The 17,079-nt window shown below is 64.1% G+C and carries 16 protein-coding genes and 1 riboswitch; of the genes, 7 read left to right on the top strand and 9 right to left on the bottom strand.

What is annotated here, in order from left to right:
• Nucleotides 1-462 precede the first annotated feature (462 nt).
• A complete protein-coding gene (locus tag OKB87_RS06125) occupies nt 463-915 on the top strand; it encodes a hypothetical protein (RefSeq protein ID WP_049046852.1) in 453 nt (150 codons plus the stop codon).
• Nucleotides 916-1,113: 198 nt separating this feature from the next.
• Here OKB87_RS06125 and OKB87_RS06120 read toward each other — a convergent pair whose 3' ends face one another.
• Nucleotides 1,114-1,695, bottom strand: coding sequence for a hypothetical protein (locus OKB87_RS06120; RefSeq protein ID WP_017408897.1), 582 nt, complete (start codon nt 1,693-1,695; stop codon nt 1,114-1,116).
• 211 nt (nt 1,696-1,906) lie between these two features.
• On the opposite strand from OKB87_RS06120, the gene OKB87_RS06115 reads away from it, so the two are divergent.
• A complete protein-coding gene (locus OKB87_RS06115; protein ID WP_270826817.1) occupies nt 1,907-3,082 on the top strand; it encodes an iron-containing alcohol dehydrogenase in 1,176 nt (391 codons plus the stop codon).
• Between the two features lie 204 nt (nt 3,083-3,286).
• On the opposite strand, the gene OKB87_RS06110 is transcribed toward OKB87_RS06115, so the two are convergent.
• From OKB87_RS06110 to OKB87_RS06100, 3 genes are all read right to left on the bottom strand, one after another.
• Nucleotides 3,287-3,916: a glutathione S-transferase family protein gene (locus tag OKB87_RS06110; protein WP_242796492.1), complete on the bottom strand. Its 630-nt coding sequence runs from the start codon at nt 3,914-3,916 to the stop codon at nt 3,287-3,289.
• Nucleotides 3,917-4,023: 107 nt separating this feature from the next.
• A complete protein-coding gene (locus tag OKB87_RS06105; RefSeq protein WP_270826816.1) occupies nt 4,024-5,292 on the bottom strand; it encodes an O-acetylhomoserine aminocarboxypropyltransferase/cysteine synthase family protein in 1,269 nt (422 codons plus the stop codon).
• Nucleotides 5,293-5,448: 156 nt separating this feature from the next.
• Nucleotides 5,449-5,625 (bottom strand): hypothetical protein, encoded by a 177-nt coding sequence (locus OKB87_RS06100; protein ID WP_016349280.1) that lies wholly within the window; start codon nt 5,623-5,625, stop codon nt 5,449-5,451.
• Nucleotides 5,626-5,725: 100 nt separating this feature from the next.
• On the opposite strand from OKB87_RS06100, the gene sgrR reads away from it, so the two are divergent.
• Genes sgrR through OKB87_RS06085 form a run of 3 tightly spaced genes read left to right on the top strand, consistent with a single transcriptional unit; the run spans nt 5,726 to nt 8,635 of the window.
• Nucleotides 5,726-7,459 carry an HTH-type transcriptional regulator SgrR gene (sgrR, locus tag OKB87_RS06095; protein WP_270826815.1) on the top strand — a complete coding sequence of 578 codons (1,734 nt, stop codon included), beginning with the start codon at nt 5,726-5,728 and terminating at the stop codon, nt 7,457-7,459.
• Between the two features lie 35 nt (nt 7,460-7,494).
• On the top strand, nt 7,495-7,890 hold the full coding sequence (locus OKB87_RS06090) for an acyl-CoA thioesterase (protein WP_011704482.1): 396 nt from the start codon (nt 7,495-7,497) through the stop codon (nt 7,888-7,890).
• 31 nt (nt 7,891-7,921) lie between these two features.
• The gene (locus OKB87_RS06085) at nt 7,922-8,635 is read left to right on the top strand and encodes a hypothetical protein (RefSeq protein WP_017408902.1); all 714 of its coding nucleotides are present in this window, start codon (nt 7,922-7,924) and stop codon (nt 8,633-8,635) included.
• Nucleotides 8,636-8,700: 65 nt separating this feature from the next.
• Here OKB87_RS06085 and OKB87_RS06080 read toward each other — a convergent pair whose 3' ends face one another.
• Together OKB87_RS06080 and OKB87_RS06075 are read right to left on the bottom strand one after the other, a co-directional pair.
• Nucleotides 8,701-9,444 (bottom strand): lipase secretion chaperone, encoded by a 744-nt coding sequence (locus OKB87_RS06080; RefSeq protein ID WP_270826814.1) that lies wholly within the window; start codon nt 9,442-9,444, stop codon nt 8,701-8,703.
• Nucleotides 9,441-10,352 carry a lipase family alpha/beta hydrolase gene (locus tag OKB87_RS06075; RefSeq protein WP_042066117.1) on the bottom strand — a complete coding sequence of 304 codons (912 nt, stop codon included), beginning with the start codon at nt 10,350-10,352 and terminating at the stop codon, nt 9,441-9,443. Before OKB87_RS06075 ends, OKB87_RS06080 begins: the two co-directional genes overlap by 4 nt.
• 290 nt (nt 10,353-10,642) lie before the next feature.
• Here OKB87_RS06075 and OKB87_RS06070 point away from each other — a divergent pair, with 290 nt between their 5' ends.
• Both OKB87_RS06070 and OKB87_RS06065 read left to right on the top strand, forming a co-directional pair.
• Nucleotides 10,643-11,068, top strand: a complete 426-nt coding sequence (locus OKB87_RS06070) for a hypothetical protein (protein WP_139707194.1) — start codon at nt 10,643-10,645, stop codon at nt 11,066-11,068.
• Nucleotides 11,069-11,089: 21 nt separating this feature from the next.
• Nucleotides 11,090-11,704, top strand: coding sequence for a superoxide dismutase (locus OKB87_RS06065; RefSeq protein WP_270826806.1), 615 nt, complete (start codon nt 11,090-11,092; stop codon nt 11,702-11,704).
• 53 nt (nt 11,705-11,757) lie between these two features.
• Here OKB87_RS06065 and OKB87_RS06060 read toward each other — a convergent pair whose 3' ends face one another.
• The 3 genes from OKB87_RS06060 to OKB87_RS06050 all read right to left on the bottom strand — a co-directional run bounded on the left by OKB87_RS06060 (nt 11,758) and on the right by OKB87_RS06050 (nt 16,535).
• The gene (locus tag OKB87_RS06060) at nt 11,758-12,738 is read right to left on the bottom strand and encodes a SanA/YdcF family protein (RefSeq protein WP_199796122.1); all 981 of its coding nucleotides are present in this window, start codon (nt 12,736-12,738) and stop codon (nt 11,758-11,760) included.
• A 210-nt stretch (nt 12,739-12,948) separates the two neighbouring features.
• Entirely contained in the window at nt 12,949-15,696 is a 2,748-nt protein-coding gene (locus OKB87_RS06055) for a collagenase (RefSeq protein ID WP_270826804.1), read from the bottom strand.
• A gap of 515 nt (nt 15,697-16,211) precedes the next feature.
• Nucleotides 16,212-16,535 (bottom strand): hypothetical protein, encoded by a 324-nt coding sequence (locus OKB87_RS06050; RefSeq protein ID WP_045528977.1) that lies wholly within the window; start codon nt 16,533-16,535, stop codon nt 16,212-16,214.
• A gap of 93 nt (nt 16,536-16,628) precedes the next feature.
• Nucleotides 16,629-16,714, bottom strand: a riboswitch (cyclic di-GMP riboswitch).
• Nucleotides 16,715-17,079 lie beyond the last annotated feature (365 nt).

The raw sequence follows: 17,079 nt of genomic DNA, 5'->3' as shown, positions 1-17,079 counted from the left end.
ATTGCCCGAAGCGTAACTGTGAGTGAAAGCCAGGCGGTGGGATGCAGGTCTGCCGCAGAGCGATCGGCCGCCGATACGCTGCCGGGGGATCGTGCTGCTCATGGTCGATGACGCAAACATTTCATCCATAACACTGCTTGCTGGTCGTTTTGTGCGCCGAAATTGTATGCCTCGCTGGTTGTTTGTTTTGTGATCTATGAGTCGTTCCTTTGCTTTGTCTGGTAAAGCGTGAAAAAGGCAGCGATATGCACCAGAACCTGCCGATTGGGCAGCGCGGCGTCATGATCCTGACGTCTAGATGAGCATCGGGAGGCTCGCAAGCCCGTGCGAGCCGGGATCCGCGCCAATCTGGCAAGTTGGCCTGCAACTTGCTGGTTTTATTGCCAATGATGGGGCCTGGCGCCTCATGCCATCGAATCAGCGACCTCGTCATGCCGGATCGGCATGCAGACTGGAGTCCCCATGGATATCAAACCCTACAGCCAGCAGCTTGCCCAGAGTGCCTCCAACAACCGCGCCCTCGCTACCCTCAGCAGTGCCGACAGCGGTCAGGGTGGCGGCTGGGAAGATCTGGTCAACCTCTCTTCCCAGCGGATCACTGGCCAGGCCCAGCAGGCGCTGACCTATGAACACCTGGCCAAGAACAGCAAGTTGCCGCCGGCGCTCGACATCGGCTCCGACAAGGGGGGCGTGATGCAGCAGCTGGTGGACAAGGCGCTCGGCTTTGATCGCAAGAAGTTCAACGAGATAGAAGAGAAGCTCAAGACGATTGCCGATAACAAGCAGCTGACTGCCGAGGAGCGGGCGGAGCAGAGCAAGCCGCTCAACGAGCAGCGGGACGCCATGTTGCAGGATGCGATGGACCGCCTTACCGGCAAGAAGAGCAGCGCCAAGGAAGAGACCAAGAGCGCCTGAGCGGCGGGATGACTCGAACGGCAATCCATGGTCGGTGGGGGCAATCACTTGCCCCTGTCCGGGCACCATGAGCGGCTTGCCGATACGGCGCAGCACGGGCCGCTCTGCGCCGCCACCACGGCAGCAAAAAAGGGAGGGCGGCTGCCACTCCCTTGGTGACCGGACGGCGTCCGGCCGCTGCATTGACTCAGGCCGTCGTTACTTCTTCTCGGGCAGAATGCCGATCCCCACCGCCTGGGTCTGCACGGCCTTGATCTGGTCGCCCTTGGCGATCAGCGCAAACTGGGCCGGGTTGTGCACCTTGAGCACCAGGGTGTGATCCACCCCCTTCACCGTGATGGTCTGCTGCCCCTTGTCGACCGCGATGACGTCGCCATAGAGAGTGACCTTTTTGCCGATCCCGGCGCCCGGCTTCTCGCCTGCCTCGGCCTTGTCGGCCGCCACTTCCACGACACGTTTTCTCACCCCGGCGGTGCCCTTGAGCAGCTCCAGATCCAGCATCTGCATGTATCTCAGTGCTACCGTATCGCCCACCTTGAGGTTGGCCAGGTTGGTGACCTGCTCACCGGCGACGATGTCGAACGCTTCGCCGGCGGCGTTTTTCAGGCTGACCTTGCGGCTGGCCATATCGATGGCGGTGACCGTGGCCTGGGCCGAAACGGCTTCCACCAGATTGGCCTTGCCAGGGGCCGTGGTGACTTCGGCCGCCACCTCGGCGGCCTGTGCCAGGCAGGTTGAAAGGGAGAGCAAACCGGCAATCCATGCATGCTTGAGTTTCATGTGTCAGACCTTATCAACAAAAGAGTGAGGAGGGTGGGAGCGGGGCGATGAGAGTGGAACACCCGGTTCCCAGAGAGACCATAGCAGAGCGGCACGGAAACAGGAGTGGCGCCACATCACATCTTTCCGCTAGCCCGGCCCCCGCTGCGCAATTTGATAGCCGGCTCCCGTTTTTTGACCTGCCGGAGCCACAGGCGCACAATTCCCCTGCATGCATTCAACCGAGGGCTCTGCCGTGTACAACTTCCAATATGCCAATCCTACCCGCGTCTGTTTCGGTGACGGCCAGATCGCCAAGCTGCCCGAACTGATCCCGGCCGGCAGCCGCCTGCTGGTGCTCTACGGCGGCGGCAGCATCAAACAGAACGGGGTCTATGAGCAGTTGACCCAGGCGCTGGCGGGACGGGAGTGGCTGGAGTTTCCCGGCATCGGCGCCAACCCCCAGTACGATCAGCTGATGGAGGCGGTGGCCCTGGTCAAGCGCGAGCGCATCGATTTCCTGCTGGCGGTCGGCGGTGGTTCCGTGGTGGATGGCAGCAAGTTCGTGGCCGCCGCGGCCTGCTTCGAAGGGGCGGATCCCTGGGAGATCCTGCTGCACAAGGCCCCCATCAAGGGGGCGTTGCCGCTGGGCTGCGTGCTGACCCTGCCGGCCACCGGCTCGGAGAGCAACCCGGCCGCCGTGGTGAGCCGCGGGGAGGCCAAGCTCTCCTTCATGAACCCGCTGGTGCAGCCGGTGTTTGCGGTGCTGGATCCCACGACCACCTACAGCCTGCCGCCACGCCAGGTGGGCAACGGGGTGGTGGATGCTTTCGTCCACATCATCGAGCAGTACCTCACCTTCCCGGTGGGGGGCGAGGTGCAGGACCGGCTGGCGGAAGGGCTGCTGCAGGTGCTGGTGGACAACGGCCCGCGTGCGCTGACGGAGCCCACCAACTACCAGGTGCGCGCCAACCTGATGTGGGCGGCCAGCCTGGCGCTCAACGGCCTCATCGGTCGCGGTGTGCCGCAGGACTGGTCCACCCACGCCATCGGTCACCAGCTCACCGCCCTGCACGGGCTGGATCATGCCCAGAGTCTGGCGGTGGTGCTGCCCTCCCTGCTGCGCGAGCAATCTGCCCAGAAGCAGGAGAAGCTGGCCCAGTTCGCCGAGCGGGTATGGCACTCCAGCCGCGAGGACAAGGCGCTGCGAATCGAGGAGGCGATCATCCGCACCGAGCAGTTCTTCCAGCAGATGGGGGTGGGCACCCGCCTCGCCGACTACGGCCTGAGCGAGAGCTGCATCCCCGGCATCTGCTCCAACCTAAAGCGCTTCGGCCTGACCGCCCTCGGGGAGCAGCAGGACATAGATCCGGACAAGGTAGCCAGGATCCTGTCCCACGCGCTTTAAGTCAGGGGACTCGCGCCTCGCAATCTGAGTGGCGCGGATCCTTTCCCACGCCCTCTAGGCCTGAGGCCCTTGGCCAAGGGGCGATCTGGACAACAAGTGCGGCCAGGATCCTCTCTCACGCACTCTGATCATCTGGCTGACGGCCGGAAAAGAGAACGCCCCGATCATCGGGGCGTTTTGCATGGTGTTGCCGGGCGCGGCCGTTTATCCGGCGCTGCGGTCCAGTTCGCGCTCCAGGGCTGCCGCCTTCTGGCGGGCCGGATGGGTGTTGAGGCGCTGCCAGTAGGCCTGCAGATGCGGGAACTGGGCCAGCTGGCCGCTTTGCGCCAGCAGATCCACCAGGAAGGAGTTCAGGATGTCGGCGCCGGTGAGGCGATCGGCCACCAGATAGCGGCGGCTTGCCAGCACCTCATCGAGGTAGCCCAGCACCTTGGCACACTCGGCCTTGGCGTAGTCCGGCAGGAAGCGCATCGGGCTGCCGTCCTTGCGCACGAACATGTCGAGCAGCAGCGGCAGAATGCCCGAGCTCTCGGCGAAGTGGAGCCACTGCAGATACTCGGCATAGTCCGGGCTGTCGGGGGCCGGAGCCAGCCGATCGGCGGCGTGGCGGGCGATCAGGTACTCGGTGATGGCACCGGATTCGGCCAGCACCCGGCCGTCGAACTCGATGACCGGCGACTTGCCGAGGGGGTGGATGGCCTTGAGCTCGGGCGGCGCCAGAAAGGTGGTGGCATCGCGCTGATACGCCTTGATCTCATAGGGCAGGCCCAGCTCTTCGAGCAGCCAGATGATGCGCTGGGAGCGGGATTTGTTCAGGTGGTGCAGGACTATCATGGAAACCTCGACGCAGTGACGGAAGGCGGTATACGCAGCTGCGCGGTGGCAGGTTCACCGCTGGCCAAAAAAGAGCGGGCTGGATGCCCGCTCCTGCGTTGACTGACTCAGGCCTCCAGCGCCTGATCCAGATCCGCCAGTATGTCCTCGATGGCCTCGATCCCCACCGACAGCCGGATCATCTCAGGTTTCACCCCGGCTTTGGCCTGCTCTTCCTCGCTCAACTGGCGATGGGTGGTGGAGGCCGGGTGGCAGGCCAGCGACTTGGCATCGCCGATGTTGACCAGCCGCTTGAAGATCTTGAGTGCATCGTAGAAACGCACCCCCGCCTCATAGCCATCCTTCAGGCCGAACGAGAGGATGGCCGAGGGGCGACCGGCCATGTATTTCTCCGCCAGCAGGTAGTGGGGGTGACCCGGCAGACCGGCGTAGCTGACCCAGGCTACCTTGGGATGGTGCTTGAGGTGGTGGGCCACCCGCAAGGCGTTGTCCACGTGGCGCTCCATGCGCAGGCTCAGGGTCTCCAGCCCCTGCAGCAGCAGGAAGGCGTTCATCGGCGCCAGCGCCGCGCCGGTATTGCGCAGCGGCACGGTGCGCACCCGCCCGATAAAGGCGGCCGGGCCAAAGGCCTCGGTGTAGACCACCCCGTGATATGAAGGTTCGGGTTTGGTCAGCTGGGGGAAGCGCTCGGCGTGATCCGCCCAGGGGAACTTGCCCGAGTCGACGATGACGCCACCCAGCGAGTTGCCGTGGCCGCCGACGTATTTGGTCAGGCTGTGCACCACGATATCGGCGCCGTGTTCGATGGGTTTGCACAGCACCGGGGTGGCGACCGTGTTGTCGACGATGAGCGGTACGCCGCGGGCGTGGGCCACCTTGGCGAAGGCCGCCAGATCGACGATGTTGCCGGCCGGGTTGCCGATGCTCTCGCAGTAGACCGCCTTGGTGTTGTCGTCGATGAGGGCAGCGATAGCCTCGGCGCTGTCATCCTTGGCGAAGCGCACCTCGACCCCGAAGCTTGGCAGCATGTGGGCGAACAGGGTGTAGGTGCCGCCATAGAGCTGGGGGGTGGAGACGATGTTGTCGCCGGCGGCGGTCAGCGCCTGGATGGCGTAGGTGATGGCGGCGGAACCCGCCGAGACCACCAGGCCGGCGATCCCCCCTTCCAGCGCGGCCATCCGCTGCTCCAGCACATCGTTGGTGGGGTTCATGATGCGGGTGTAGATGTTGCCTGGCACCGCCAGATTGAACAGATCCGCCCCGTGCTGGGCGCTCTCGAACTCGTAGGCCACCGTCTGGTAGATGGGCACGGCAACGGCCTTGGTGGTGGGGTCGCTGGTAAAGCCGTGGTGCAGGGCCAGGGTCGCATCTTTCATCACACACTCCTTGTTGGATGTTGCTGGGTAGCAGTTATAGATGGATAGACGTCCAATCTATCAGGCTCAGCGCCGATGTAAACCACCCAATCCGGCAAAGCAATTGCGCCCGCTGGCGAACTGCGCCCTCCGTTGCGTGACCCGGGCGAGCGGGGCTCAGAGGCGGCGGCGATACTCCCGATCGTCGATCTGCTGCATGTCCCACTGCATCAGGCGGTTGAGCTGGCTCATGGGATCCTCGATCAGGGTCAGCGGCCTGGGCAGGATCCGCTTGAAGTAACGGCGCAGGATCTGCTGGATCCGGTTCGGTTTGATGGGGTTGGCGTGGCTCATGATGGTGCTCCTGTGCTGTGGTTCTCACGTTCGCCAGCAGTATTGAGCTAAAATGCGGAAGTAAAAACTGATGACTTTAAGCAACTGGATTTCCTCTTTTATGCCCACCAGCCGCCTTTACCAGCAATTCCAACGGCTCGCCCAGCAGCTTGGCTGTGACGAGCGGGAGATCAGCCTCGCCGAGGTGGCGGATCTGCTCTGCTGCACCCCGCGCAATGCCCGCCTGCTGCTGCGCCGCATGCAGGATCAGGGCTGGCTCAGCTGGGCGGCGGAGGCCGGGCGGGGGCGGCGCTCCCGGCTCACCCTGCTCGACAACCAGGAGAGCCTGACCCGGCGCCGGCTGCGGGATCTGCTGAGCCAGGGCCAGCTGGCGCAGGCGGTACGGCTGGCCGAAGATCGCCTCGATCTGCTCACCCCGCTGCTGATCGAGCAGCTCGGCCAGGCCACTCGGGAAGGGCGCCAGATCCTGCGGGTGCCCTACTACCGGCCGCTGCCGCGCCTGCTGCCCACCGGCCCGCTGCGCCGCTCCGAAATCCACCTGAGCCGCCAGATCTTCAACGGCCTGACCCGGAGAAATGAGGAAAATGGGGAAATCGAGGGGGATCTGGCCCACCACTGGGAGTGTCTGGGCCCCTGCCACTGGCGTTTCTATCTGAGGCCGGCGGTGCGCTTTCACCACGGCCGCGAGCTGGTGGTGGAGGACGTGGTGGAGAGCTTGCTGGCCTTGCGGGATCGCCCGCTGTTCACCCATCTGGCGCGGCTGGAGAGCCCCTGGCCGCGCACCCTGGATCTTCATCTCGACAGCCCTGATCCTCTGCTGCCGCACCTGCTGGCCGAGCCGGTGGCGGCCATCCTGCCGCGCGAGCTCAAGGGGGAGGCGGGCTTTGCCCTGCAACCGGTGGGCACCGGCCCCTACCGGGTGACCGCCAACGACCCGTTGCAGCTGTGCCTCGAGGCATTCGACGACTACTTCGGCCTGCGCGCCCTGCTCGACGAGATCGACATCTGGATGCTGCCGGAGCTGGCGGAGCGGCTGGAGAGCCACCTGCAGCTGGGGCGCGACAGCCCCGAGCTCGGCACCATGCGCGGCGAGTCCGAGCTGGAATCCGGCTGCTACTTCCTGCTGCAGGACGACAGAGCCGCATCCTTGCAGGATCCCGCCCTGCGCCAGTGGCTGGCCGGCCTGCTCAACCCCATCGCCCTGATGGCGCGGGTCGCCCCCGAGCTGCAGCGAGGCTGGACCAGCGCGCTTGGCCTTTTGCCCCACTGGCGCGAGGCGCAGCCAGCCCCGCTGCCGACGCCGAAACAGCTGCCGCGCCAGCTGGTGCTGGCCTGCTTCAACCAGCACCTGGAGTTCAACGAGTGTGCCAACGCTATGAGCAGCCTGCTGGCAGAGCAGGGGATCCGGCTCGAGGTGCGCACCCTGGATTACGGCCGCTGGGTGAGCGGGGCGGACGAGGATGTGGATCTCTGGCTCGGCACCCTCAACCTGGAGCACGAACATGCCTTCGCCCCCTACGCCTGGTTGCAGGGCATTCCGCTGCTGCGCAAGGTGTGGGGCAGCCAGCAGCGTCTGTGGCAGGGGCTGACGCAGTGGCGTGCCAGCGGCGAGGAGCCGGGGCCGCGCGCCCTGCTGGCAAGCGTGCAGCAGCAGGGCTGGTTCGTGCCGCTGTTTCACCACTGGCTGGAGCTGGAGAGCCGGGTCGGCGTGCACGGGGTGCGGATGACGGCGCTCGGCTGGTTCGATTTTCGCAGCGCCTGGCTGCGCCCGGAGCTGGCCGTCGGCGCCGGCGACACGACGGGGGAGCTTGAGTCCAAAGGCGGGCCGCGTTAGCCTGAGCGCGGTCCAACGACAAGGAGTCGATATCGATGCTGGAAATGCAGATCCAACCCCGTTTTCAAGAGACCGATGCCCTCGGCCACATCAACAACACGGTGCCGGCGGTCTGGTTTGAATCGGCCCGCGACCCGCTGTTTCGCATCTTCTCCCCCGAGCTGGATGTGCACAACTGGCATCTGATCATCGCGGGCTACACGGTGCAGTTCAAACGGGAGCTGTTCTACGGCCAGCAGGTATTGATCAAAACCGGGGTCCGCCGCATCGGCTCCAGCTCCTTCACGCTCTGGCAGGAAGCCTGGCAGGGGGACGAGCTGGCGGTGACCGCCGAAACCACCCTGATCCATTTTGACTACCAGTCCCGCCAGTCCATCCCCCTGAGCGATCGCCACCGGGAGGGGCTGCGGGCCTGGCTGATAGAAAGCTAACCTTGGCCCACCGGCCAATCACAGGACACTTATGCGCAATACCGTGATCGCCCTGAGCCTCGGCTTGGGACTGGGGCTCTGCTCCCTGCCTTCCGTGGCGGCCTCCCTCGCCGAGCAGTTCTCCCTGATGGAAAAGGGGGCCGAGAGCGCCCTCGATACCCGTCTGTTCAGCCACGATGGCGTCGACATCAAGGCCTGGGTGGATGGCGCTCCCGTCATCATCGCCGTGCCCATCATGAACGAGCAGGGCAAGCTGGAAGGGGAGAGCCGCTACTACTTCAAGGGCGGCAAGCTGTTCGGGGTGAAGGAGCCCGCCGCCCAGTTCGCCTTTGACGATGGCGGCAAGCTGACCCAGTGGCTGGACGAGAAGGGGCAGCCCGCTGAGTTCGTCAGCAAGATGAGCATGCAGCAGCGGGAAGTCTGGCTCACCAAACGGGCGGCCGAGCTGGGTCAGCTGTTTGCACCGAGCGCCGCCGAACAGAAGGCGGCCAAGGGGGGCGTCAAGCTCAAGGGGGCGGAGCTGGCCCACTGGCTCTGCAACGGCAAGCTGATGGCGCTGGCCGGGGGTGACAAGGTGACCTTCGAGCAGGCCAAGCTCAAGACCCGCGCCGAGGGCATAGAGGGGGAAGTCTCCCTGCGCCAGGAGAAGGGGTGGCAGGATCTGAGCCTCAAGTGCGAGGTGCAGGGACCCCAGGTGACCCGCCTCACCTGGCAGCCGCTGCCGGGTGCCAACAAGCCGCAGTAAGCGCGGCAGTATTAAAGCAAGGGGCCCAGATATGGGCCCCCTTTTTATTTTGGTTATTGTGGCGGTTACTCGCCCAGCCTGAGCCGGGTGAGGGCCTCCACCCGTCGCCACTGGTCGGGTTCGAACCAGCGCGCCAGGATCTCCGGCTGCTGTTCTGCCCGGCGCTCGGCGGGCAGTGGCTTGATTTCGGCCAGATAGCCGGCCAGCTGCTGCTCGAACCCCTGCTGGTTTTGCGTCAGTTGATGCAGCCGGTCCGCCGCCTCCGGCCCCAGCTGCTCGCGCAGCACGGCGTCACGCTCGGTCGCGGGCAGCCGCTCCAGACTCTGCAGGTCGCCGAGCAGGCGGCTGTTGGCCTCCGCCTCCCGAAACCACTGGGGCTGCTCCGCCAGCCAGAGCTCGAGCTCGCTCGCCAGCAGCGGCTTGTCGGCATCGCCAGCCTCCGCCAGCGCCTTGCGGCGCAGGGTCCACTGCTCCATCAGCCGATCTTCGGCAAACAGCTGCTCCTGCTCGGCCGGGGTGAAGCTCTGCTGGCGCAACTGCTCGCGCTCGTCGAACAGCACCTGCAGGCTGGCCAGGCCCGGATCGGTCGGCACCGTCAGGCTGCCCTCGGCGGCGAGAAAGGCTTCATAGCGGGCCTGCAGCGAGTTCTCATCGGGCGAGGGGGCAGCCTGCCTGGGCAGGGGGGAGCTCGACCCGGCCTCTTGCACCGGGGGAGCGGCCGAGGTGGAGTTCGGAGCGGGCCACAGCTGCCAGCCCCCCAGCAGCAGGGCCGCGCCCAGCGGAGCGGCCATCAGCCATGCCTTGCTCATAGTCCCAGTCTCTGCAGGCGGTTGGCGTGCTGGCGATAGAGGCTGACCGGGTCGGTCTCGAACAGGTGGCGAATGCCGAACGACTGGTTCACCTCGTCCAGGTGGTTCATCCGGTAGTCGGTGCCGATCACCTTGCCGAGGTGGCTGCTGCACACCCCGACCAGGCCGTCGTTGGGCTCCTTGAAGAAGCTGCCGGTCAGCGCCAGCGCCGGATCCACCGGATCCAGGATGTTGGTCATGGTGCCGCGCCCGCTCCAGGAGAAGTAGTAGACCCCGTTGGCGGCCTGCATGGGCCCTTCGCCGCAGTACTGGCTGGGCAGCCCCTCCGGGTAGCGCTGGTTGAAGCGCTGGGCGCCGGCGCTGGTGAGGGCGTCGAGGGCGGCGAGGGGATCCTGCGGCAGCTGGCTGCCCCCGGAGAGCAGCGAGATGACCCCGGACAGGGCGGAGGCGGCAGCCACCGCCAGCTTCTCGGCCACCGAGCCCGGTGCCACGTTGGCGCGCACCAGATCGGCGATCTCCGAGCCGTAGTTGACCCCGCCCACGCTGGTGGCGGAGGCAACCAGCTCGGGGGCGACCGAGGCGACGTAGCGAATGGTGGGGCCGCCGTGGGAGTGGCCGATGAGGTTCACCTTCTCCGCCCCCGTGATGGCGAGCACCTGCTGCACCTGTTTGAGCAACTGCTCGCCGCGCAGTTCCGAGCTCTGGGTGGCGGAGACCTGGGCCACATAGACTCTGGCACCATCCCGGGTCAGTGCCTGGGGGATGCCGTAGAAGTAGTCGACCCCGAGCAGCTTGTCGAAGCCGAACAGACCGTGCACCAGCACTATGGGGTAGCGGGTCTGGGTATAACCTGCCGCCTGGCCCAGCATGGGCAGGGCGCACAGCAGCACCAATAGCCATTTTTTCATCTTGTCCATCCTTGTGAATAAGGTTGCCGCAGCGGCAATCACCGGCCTCATGCCAGTACCGACCAGCATGACGGAGCGGGACGTTTGCATCTGTGCAAATGATCACCAATCAGACAGATTCAAAAAAGCCCTACCCATATGGGCAGGGCTGTTGGCGGTGTCGGCACAACTATCCCTTGTGTTCGCCGCCCACATAAGTTAAATAATAATTATTATCATTTGCGGTGTTGAGGATCATGGCGGCGAGCTGGGTAAGAGGATGGGTAGGGACGGAGGAGAGCGACAGCAGCATGGTGCACTGGAAGGTGCAGACCATGAGCGGCAATCGCCACTTCGATGCCGGTGAGCACGGCAAGGCGCTCTCCTGCTATCAGCAGGCGCTGTGGCTGGCCCGCCAGCAGTTTGCCGGCTGGCCCGACGTGGACGAGGCGGTCGCCGCGCTGGTGGTGGCCCACCACAATCTGGCGGATCTGCTGGTCGCCATGGCGCGGCCGGAGCGGGCTGCCGACCTGCTGTGCCACATCCACGACTGCCTGCTCGCCACCAGCCAGTCGCCGGCCAGCCCCGATCCTCTGCGGGATGCGGCCCTGCGCCACACCCGCAGCACCCATGCCGAGCTGCTCGCCTTCCTGCGCAAACACGGCAACCACGACGGCATCCGCCGCTGCCTCGGTCAGTGCCTGTGCCAGACCGAGTCCGCCCGCCAACTGCATTAATCACAATAAACAGAGGTGACCATGAGCCATACCCTGCCAGCCCTTGCCTATGCCTATGACGCGCTGGAACCCCACATCGATGCGCTGACCATGGAGATCCATCACAGCCGTCACCATCAGACCTACATCAACAACCTCAATGCCGCCCTGGCCGATCTCCCCGAGCTGGCGGCGTTGCCGGTGGAGGAGCTGCTTGCCCGCTTCGACAGCCTGCCTGGCAAGGTGCAGGGGGCGGTGCGCAATCACGGCGGCGGTCATGCCAACCACAGCCTGTTCTGGCAGGTGATGAGTCCGCAGGGTAGCGGCGAGCCGGGCGGCGAGCTGGCTGCGGCGATCGAACGAGACCTGGGCGGACTGGAGGCCTTCAAACAGGCCTTTACCCAGGCGGCGCTGAGCCGTTTTGGCAGCGGCTGGGCCTGGCTGGTGGTCGACCAGAGCGGCAAGCTGCAGGTAGTGAGCAGCGCCAACCAGGACAGCCCCCTGCAGGATGGGCTGGTGCCCATTCTGGGGCTGGATGTGTGGGAGCACGCCTACTACCTCAAGTACCAGAACAAGCGTCCCGACTACATAGCCGCGTTTTACAAGGTGATCGACTGGAACGAGGTGGCGCGGCGTTACGTGGCGGCGCTGGCCTGATCGCCGGAAATACCGAGCGCAATGAAAGAGACCCGCCTGTTGGCGGGTCTCTGCTATTGAGGGGTCGGCGCGCTGCCGGTTGGCGGCGCCGCACTGGCGGCAGCCGGATTATCCACGGGCGTTGCCTCGCTCGGCACGGCGGCGCTGGTGGCCAAGGCACCGCTGGTTGGTGTTGCCGCACTGGCGGCAGCCGGATTATCCACGGGCGTTGACTCGCTCGGTGCAACTGCACTGGTGGCCGGGGCACCGCTGGTTGCGGCCGCCGCACTGGTGGCGGTTGCAGCGCTCACTGCCGCTGCCGGCTTGGCCTTCGGCTTATGAGGGGGCGGTGCAATGGGCAGGCAGGGCTGGCTCGCCCCTATAGTGCTCAACGCCTGGCAGGGGACCGGGCCGCCGATGACGATGGGCTCGCCGAGGAACTTGGGACCCTTGTCCAGCACGTAGAGGTCGAGCAGCCCCATCAGGCGGGCGAACACCTCGCGTACCCGGGTCTTGATGCCCTGATAGGCGCTGGGATCCACGGCGTTGAAGCCGACCGCCTCGATGCCGAAATGGCGGGCTATGAAGATGGCGCGCTCGTTGTGAAAGGCCTGCGAGACCACGGTGAAGTGGGCCTGACCGAACACCTCCTTGGCTCGCACGATGGAGTCCAGGGTCCGAAAGCCGGCGTAGTCGCTGTAGATGGCGTTGGCCGGGATGCCGGCCTGGATCAGAGCCCGCCGCATCTGGCGCGGCTCGTTGTACTGCACGGTGGCGTTGTCGCCGGAGACCAGGATGTAGTCCACCTTGCCGTTGTTGTAGAGCTCGGCGGCGGCCTTGATCCGGTACTTGAAGTAGTGGTTCGGGCTGCCGCCAATCAGGTACTTGGAGGTGCCGAGCACCAGGGCGACCCGGTTGTAGGGCACCGCATTGACGTCGTCGTAGGTGTAGTGACGGGCGTCCGAGACGGTCCACTCGCTGTAGCCCAGCAGTGTGGCGACGGAGGCCAGCAACAGGCAGAGGCAGGCGAGCAGGATCTTGGCAAACTTCTTCATGCGCGGTGCGGTTCGGGTCTGAAGTAAGAGGTGACAGAGGGTCATTCTATTACAAGTTGCCGCCGTACGTCAGGCTTGATGACCGCCGAAGACGTCACTCGGGCAGAGGTTGTCGCAGGGAGAGGTCGGCTAACTGCTTGATCCTGAGCCGATTAAAATCGTTCATAAGCAGGGGCGGCCATGGCCGCCCCTTGTCATAGCCTCTCGTCCTCAGTGGGAGGAGTCGTTGGCCTTGCACTCGTCGGAGTCCTTGTTGGCTTCCCACCAGGGCAGCAGCTCGCGGCCGAGCCACTGCTGGTAGGCCTCGCTGTCATTGGCAATCAGCTGGTCCAGCTCGGCTTCGAAGGCGCTCATGGCTTGCTGCTGATCTGGGTTGCGCAGGGCCTGGGCCATGGCCAGCCAGCTGGCGCCGCGACCGGTCTCGTTCAAGAAGCGGTGCACCGTGTAGGACCAGGAGTAGACCATCTCGCCGCCCTTGTCGTAATCCAGGTGCAGGATGTCGGCCAGGGCAGGACGGTCGTTGGCCGGGCGGCCGGCGACGTTGTCTAGACCGCGGGCGAAGCACTGGCCGTGGGCGACGAACTCCGCCAGCCCCTCCGACCACCAGGTGGTGCGGTTGAGCGGGTAGTGGCCGAAGCTGCCGTACTGGTTGAAGCGGCCGTCCAGATAGTGCACGTACTCGTGGCGCAGGTTCCACACCTGGAACGCTGGGCGCTTCCACTCCGCCTCGTAGGCGAAGAAGCGGGCCTGGTTGCCGGGGCGAGCCGGATCCCCTTCGAGGTAGATGCCGCCGTTGTCGGTGGAGACGCCGCCGAACAGGGCACTGCCGTAGCGTTTCCAGTCGGCGGAGGAGTTGAAGACCACCAGTTCCAGCGCCTCGTTGTGATCATCCGCTACCGGCTGCCAGCCGGTTTCCATCTGTTGATGGAACTGCTGCTCTTCGGCACCCAGTTCACGGCAGATCCCCTCGGCCTGAGCCATGGTCAGATCCTGGGCCCGCAGGCGCAGGGTCGGCGAGCAGGTGTGCTCGAACGGCAGCACGTCCTCCACCCGGACGGGGGTGCAGAGCCCGGCGAAGTCACCGCTGATGCAGGCTTCGCTGGTGCGGTCCGTGTAGGTCAGGTAGTAGGTGGAGAGGGTCAGCGACATGTCTTCCAGCAGATCCTGGCTCTGCTGACCACCGGGGATCAGGTCGTGGTGGCGAACCAGTGCGATGACGGAGTCATCCAGCAGCTTGCGGTAGCCGTCGAGCTCGTCCGGGCGGGTATAGCGGGCGACCCGGTAGAGGCGGGTGTAGGCATCCAGCACGTTGTTGAGCAGGAACAGATCGGCACCATCCCGTCCCTTCCACAACGCGAGCTCGCTCATGCCGAGGGCGTGCAGCTGCTTGCGCAGCTCGCCATCCTGCTGGCGGAAGTCGTTGGCGAAGGGGTCGCTGTAGTCGCTGGCGAAGTCGAGGAAGTTGAGCAGATCGAACAGGCCGGTCGCCCAGGCGTGCTGACCGTTGATCTCGCTGGCATGGCGGGTGCTGTAGGCCAGCATCTGGTTGAACTCGCCGAGCAGGGTGCCAAAGCGGCTCTGCACTGCCGGGCTCTTGAACTGGCCGTGCAGGGCGATGCTCCAGGCGCCCATGACCGCACCAACCTCGTCGCTGGCCTGCTCCGGGAAGAGCAGCGGATGGGCGCCCAGCGCCGTCAATGCCTCGGCCAGCGCCTCGGCGGCGGCCGGGCCGTCTTCCTTGTGCTTGCCGTAGTTGTGGTAGTTGTGGGCGCGCACGTATTCCAGCAGCAGCTTCATGGCCGGATGGGCCGGCTGATTGGCCGCCAGCAGGCTCTGGATGCCGCGCGACACGGCCAGCAGCTTGGTGTCATCGTGACCATAGTTCTCCTGCCAGACCGGCGCGGGCTGGCCACTGGCATCCTGCACTATCTTGGCCGCTTCGGCGTCCAGCAGTTCGGTGCCCGGCAGATCCGGCTCGGAACAGGCGCGGCCGTCGGCACGGCGACAGTCGAGTTGCTCTTCCTTGCTGGCCAGCACGATGGGGCGGTTGAGCACCCGGCTCTCCTGCCACTCGGTTGTTTCCGGCAGGGCCTGCCATTCGCTGCCCCCCACCGGGTATTGATAGCCGGTGTCCTTCAAGACCACCTGCACTTCGCTGCCAGCGGGCAGGGTCTGACGGCACACCCGATAGCTGATGGTCTTGTCCCCTTCCTGGCGGGTCTGGGGTTCATCGCACTCCTGCTGGGTCTTGGCCTGTTCCAGCAACCAGGTGTACTGGCGCCAGACGTGCAGCTCGCTCACCTGCTTGGCGGCCTGGCTGCCCGCGATGGGCTGCAGGCGGAAGAAAATCTGCTCGAGGCGACCATCCCGTTCATTGGGGGTCTCTTCCAGCACCTTCAACTGCTGCCAGTTTTGCGGCTGGTACTGCCATGCCTGCTCGGCGCAGCGACCTTCGGTGTTGAGCTCGCAGCGATCCAGCTCCTGCTCGCTGTGACCCAGGATGACCCGCTCCGCCAACGGCAGACGATCCTGACGCGGCGCGGTCGGGGTGCCTGCCAGTGGCTCCCAGCGGCCCTGCTTCATGCCGTAGCCATAGTCATAGCTGCTGGCCGGGACGGCCTTGCCGGCCGGCACCACCTCTTCACAGCTGAGGTAGCGGATCTGCCAGCCCTGCTCGATCTTGAGCTGCGGCTCGCCGCACTGCTGTTCTGCCAGCGCAGCCAGGTTGGCATCGCTCCAGTCGAAGCGGCGATACACCCTCAGCTGCTGATAGGGAGCGTCGCCGCTGCGGGCGCTCAGCTCGTAGGTCACTTCGGTGAGACGATCCCCCAGCTGACGTCTGGATTCACCTTTGAGTTGATACTGTTGCCAGTCGGAGGGGGAGTAATTGGCCAGCGCCGAAGTGGCAAACAGGCCCGGTGCTGCCAGCAGCAGCAACCTGGTACCCAGATTGTTCATTTTTATCCCTTTGCTTGATTGTCTGCGTGATTGACGCGTGCAATCTAGTCAGCCCCAAAGGGATATCAACCCACCAATCAGGCCATATAAATCATTTATTTAGATTAAATCAAAACAAAGTGAGCCCCATTAGGGACCCGGTTGATAGCAAGGACTCATCTGCCATCTGGGGGGGATCTCAGTCTGAGGCCGGCAACTGTGATCAACGTCTCGTTTGAGATTCTCCCGCCAAGCGGGAATGCGACAGTAGCAAGCTGGGTAGCAAGCTGGGTAGCAAGCAGGGAAAGTGCTGATCTGCCTGCGTAGAAAGCCGAGTGTCGCAGTGAGTATCGTAGTGAAAAGCCGCCGGGCGGCAGTCAACATGGAAATCGAGAGAACAGGAGAGGGATTGGCGGATGGTGAGCGGGCGTTAACAATGGCAGCCTAAGTGAGGCTGTGGGGGCTCATTCTTCAAAAGACGAACAGATCCGCCCGAGGTAATGAACAACCCCGGGCTGATGGCAGGAACGACCCGATCAGAGGTAGCTGACTGTGACGATGGCCATGTTGCTGCTGCCGGCAGAGAGCTTGTACTGCATGGTGCTGCTGATGGTATTGAGGCTGCCGGCTTGCTGCAGGCTGGCCAGATCCATGGTCTGGCGCTGAGTGCCGGAATAGCAGGTCACGCTGTTGTCGGCAAAATCGCAGGGAGCTTCGTAGATGGTACCGGTGAAGGTGACGGAACCGTCGGCGGCGGAGGCAGTAGCAGGCAGCAAGGCAGCACCCAGCAGCATGGCTGCGGCGGCAGAAGAAGCGAAACGGATGGCGCTGTTGCGAACGGAAGCGGTGGAAGTGTTCATTTTTATGTCCTTTTCGTCACATGTCGTTGTACGAAAAGGGCAACGCAATCAAAGAGAATGACACAGATACAACTGATGACATCGCTCTTCTCAGATGGCAGCTCCGCTGTCTTAGGTTATGAACCCTTAGACCGGTGGCTTTGCGTCCCGACCTTTCGACCGGTTTGCCCTTTACTCTATGTTTAGATGATAACACCCCACTTTGAGAAATCAATCGCCATAAAAAAGTGTGGGATATCAGTCACAAATAATAATTTATATACGATTATAACAGGTGATATATGGTCTGCGTCATATTCGGTGGTGTATGTCCAATATTGTCCATCACTATTGGCTACTGGTTTTCGACGAAGCCTTATTCTGTGGTGAACATACATGACTGGCATCCGGTGAATTAAAGCCAGGGTCACACAGGAAGGTGGCAAGAGCAGAGATATCAACTTTCCTCCATGCCTAATGGGTTAAAATGATTACCTGATTACCTGATTACCTGATTACCTGATTACCTGATTACCTGATTACCTGATTACCTGATTACCTGATT

Origin of the sequence: Aeromonas sp. Y318-1 (assembly GCF_027706125.1) — a bacterium.
Classification (GTDB): Bacteria; Pseudomonadota; Gammaproteobacteria; order Enterobacterales; family Aeromonadaceae; genus Aeromonas; species Aeromonas hydrophila.
The sequence above is the reverse complement of the archived record's forward strand: the minus strand, read 5'-3'. Positions and strand labels throughout refer to the sequence as shown.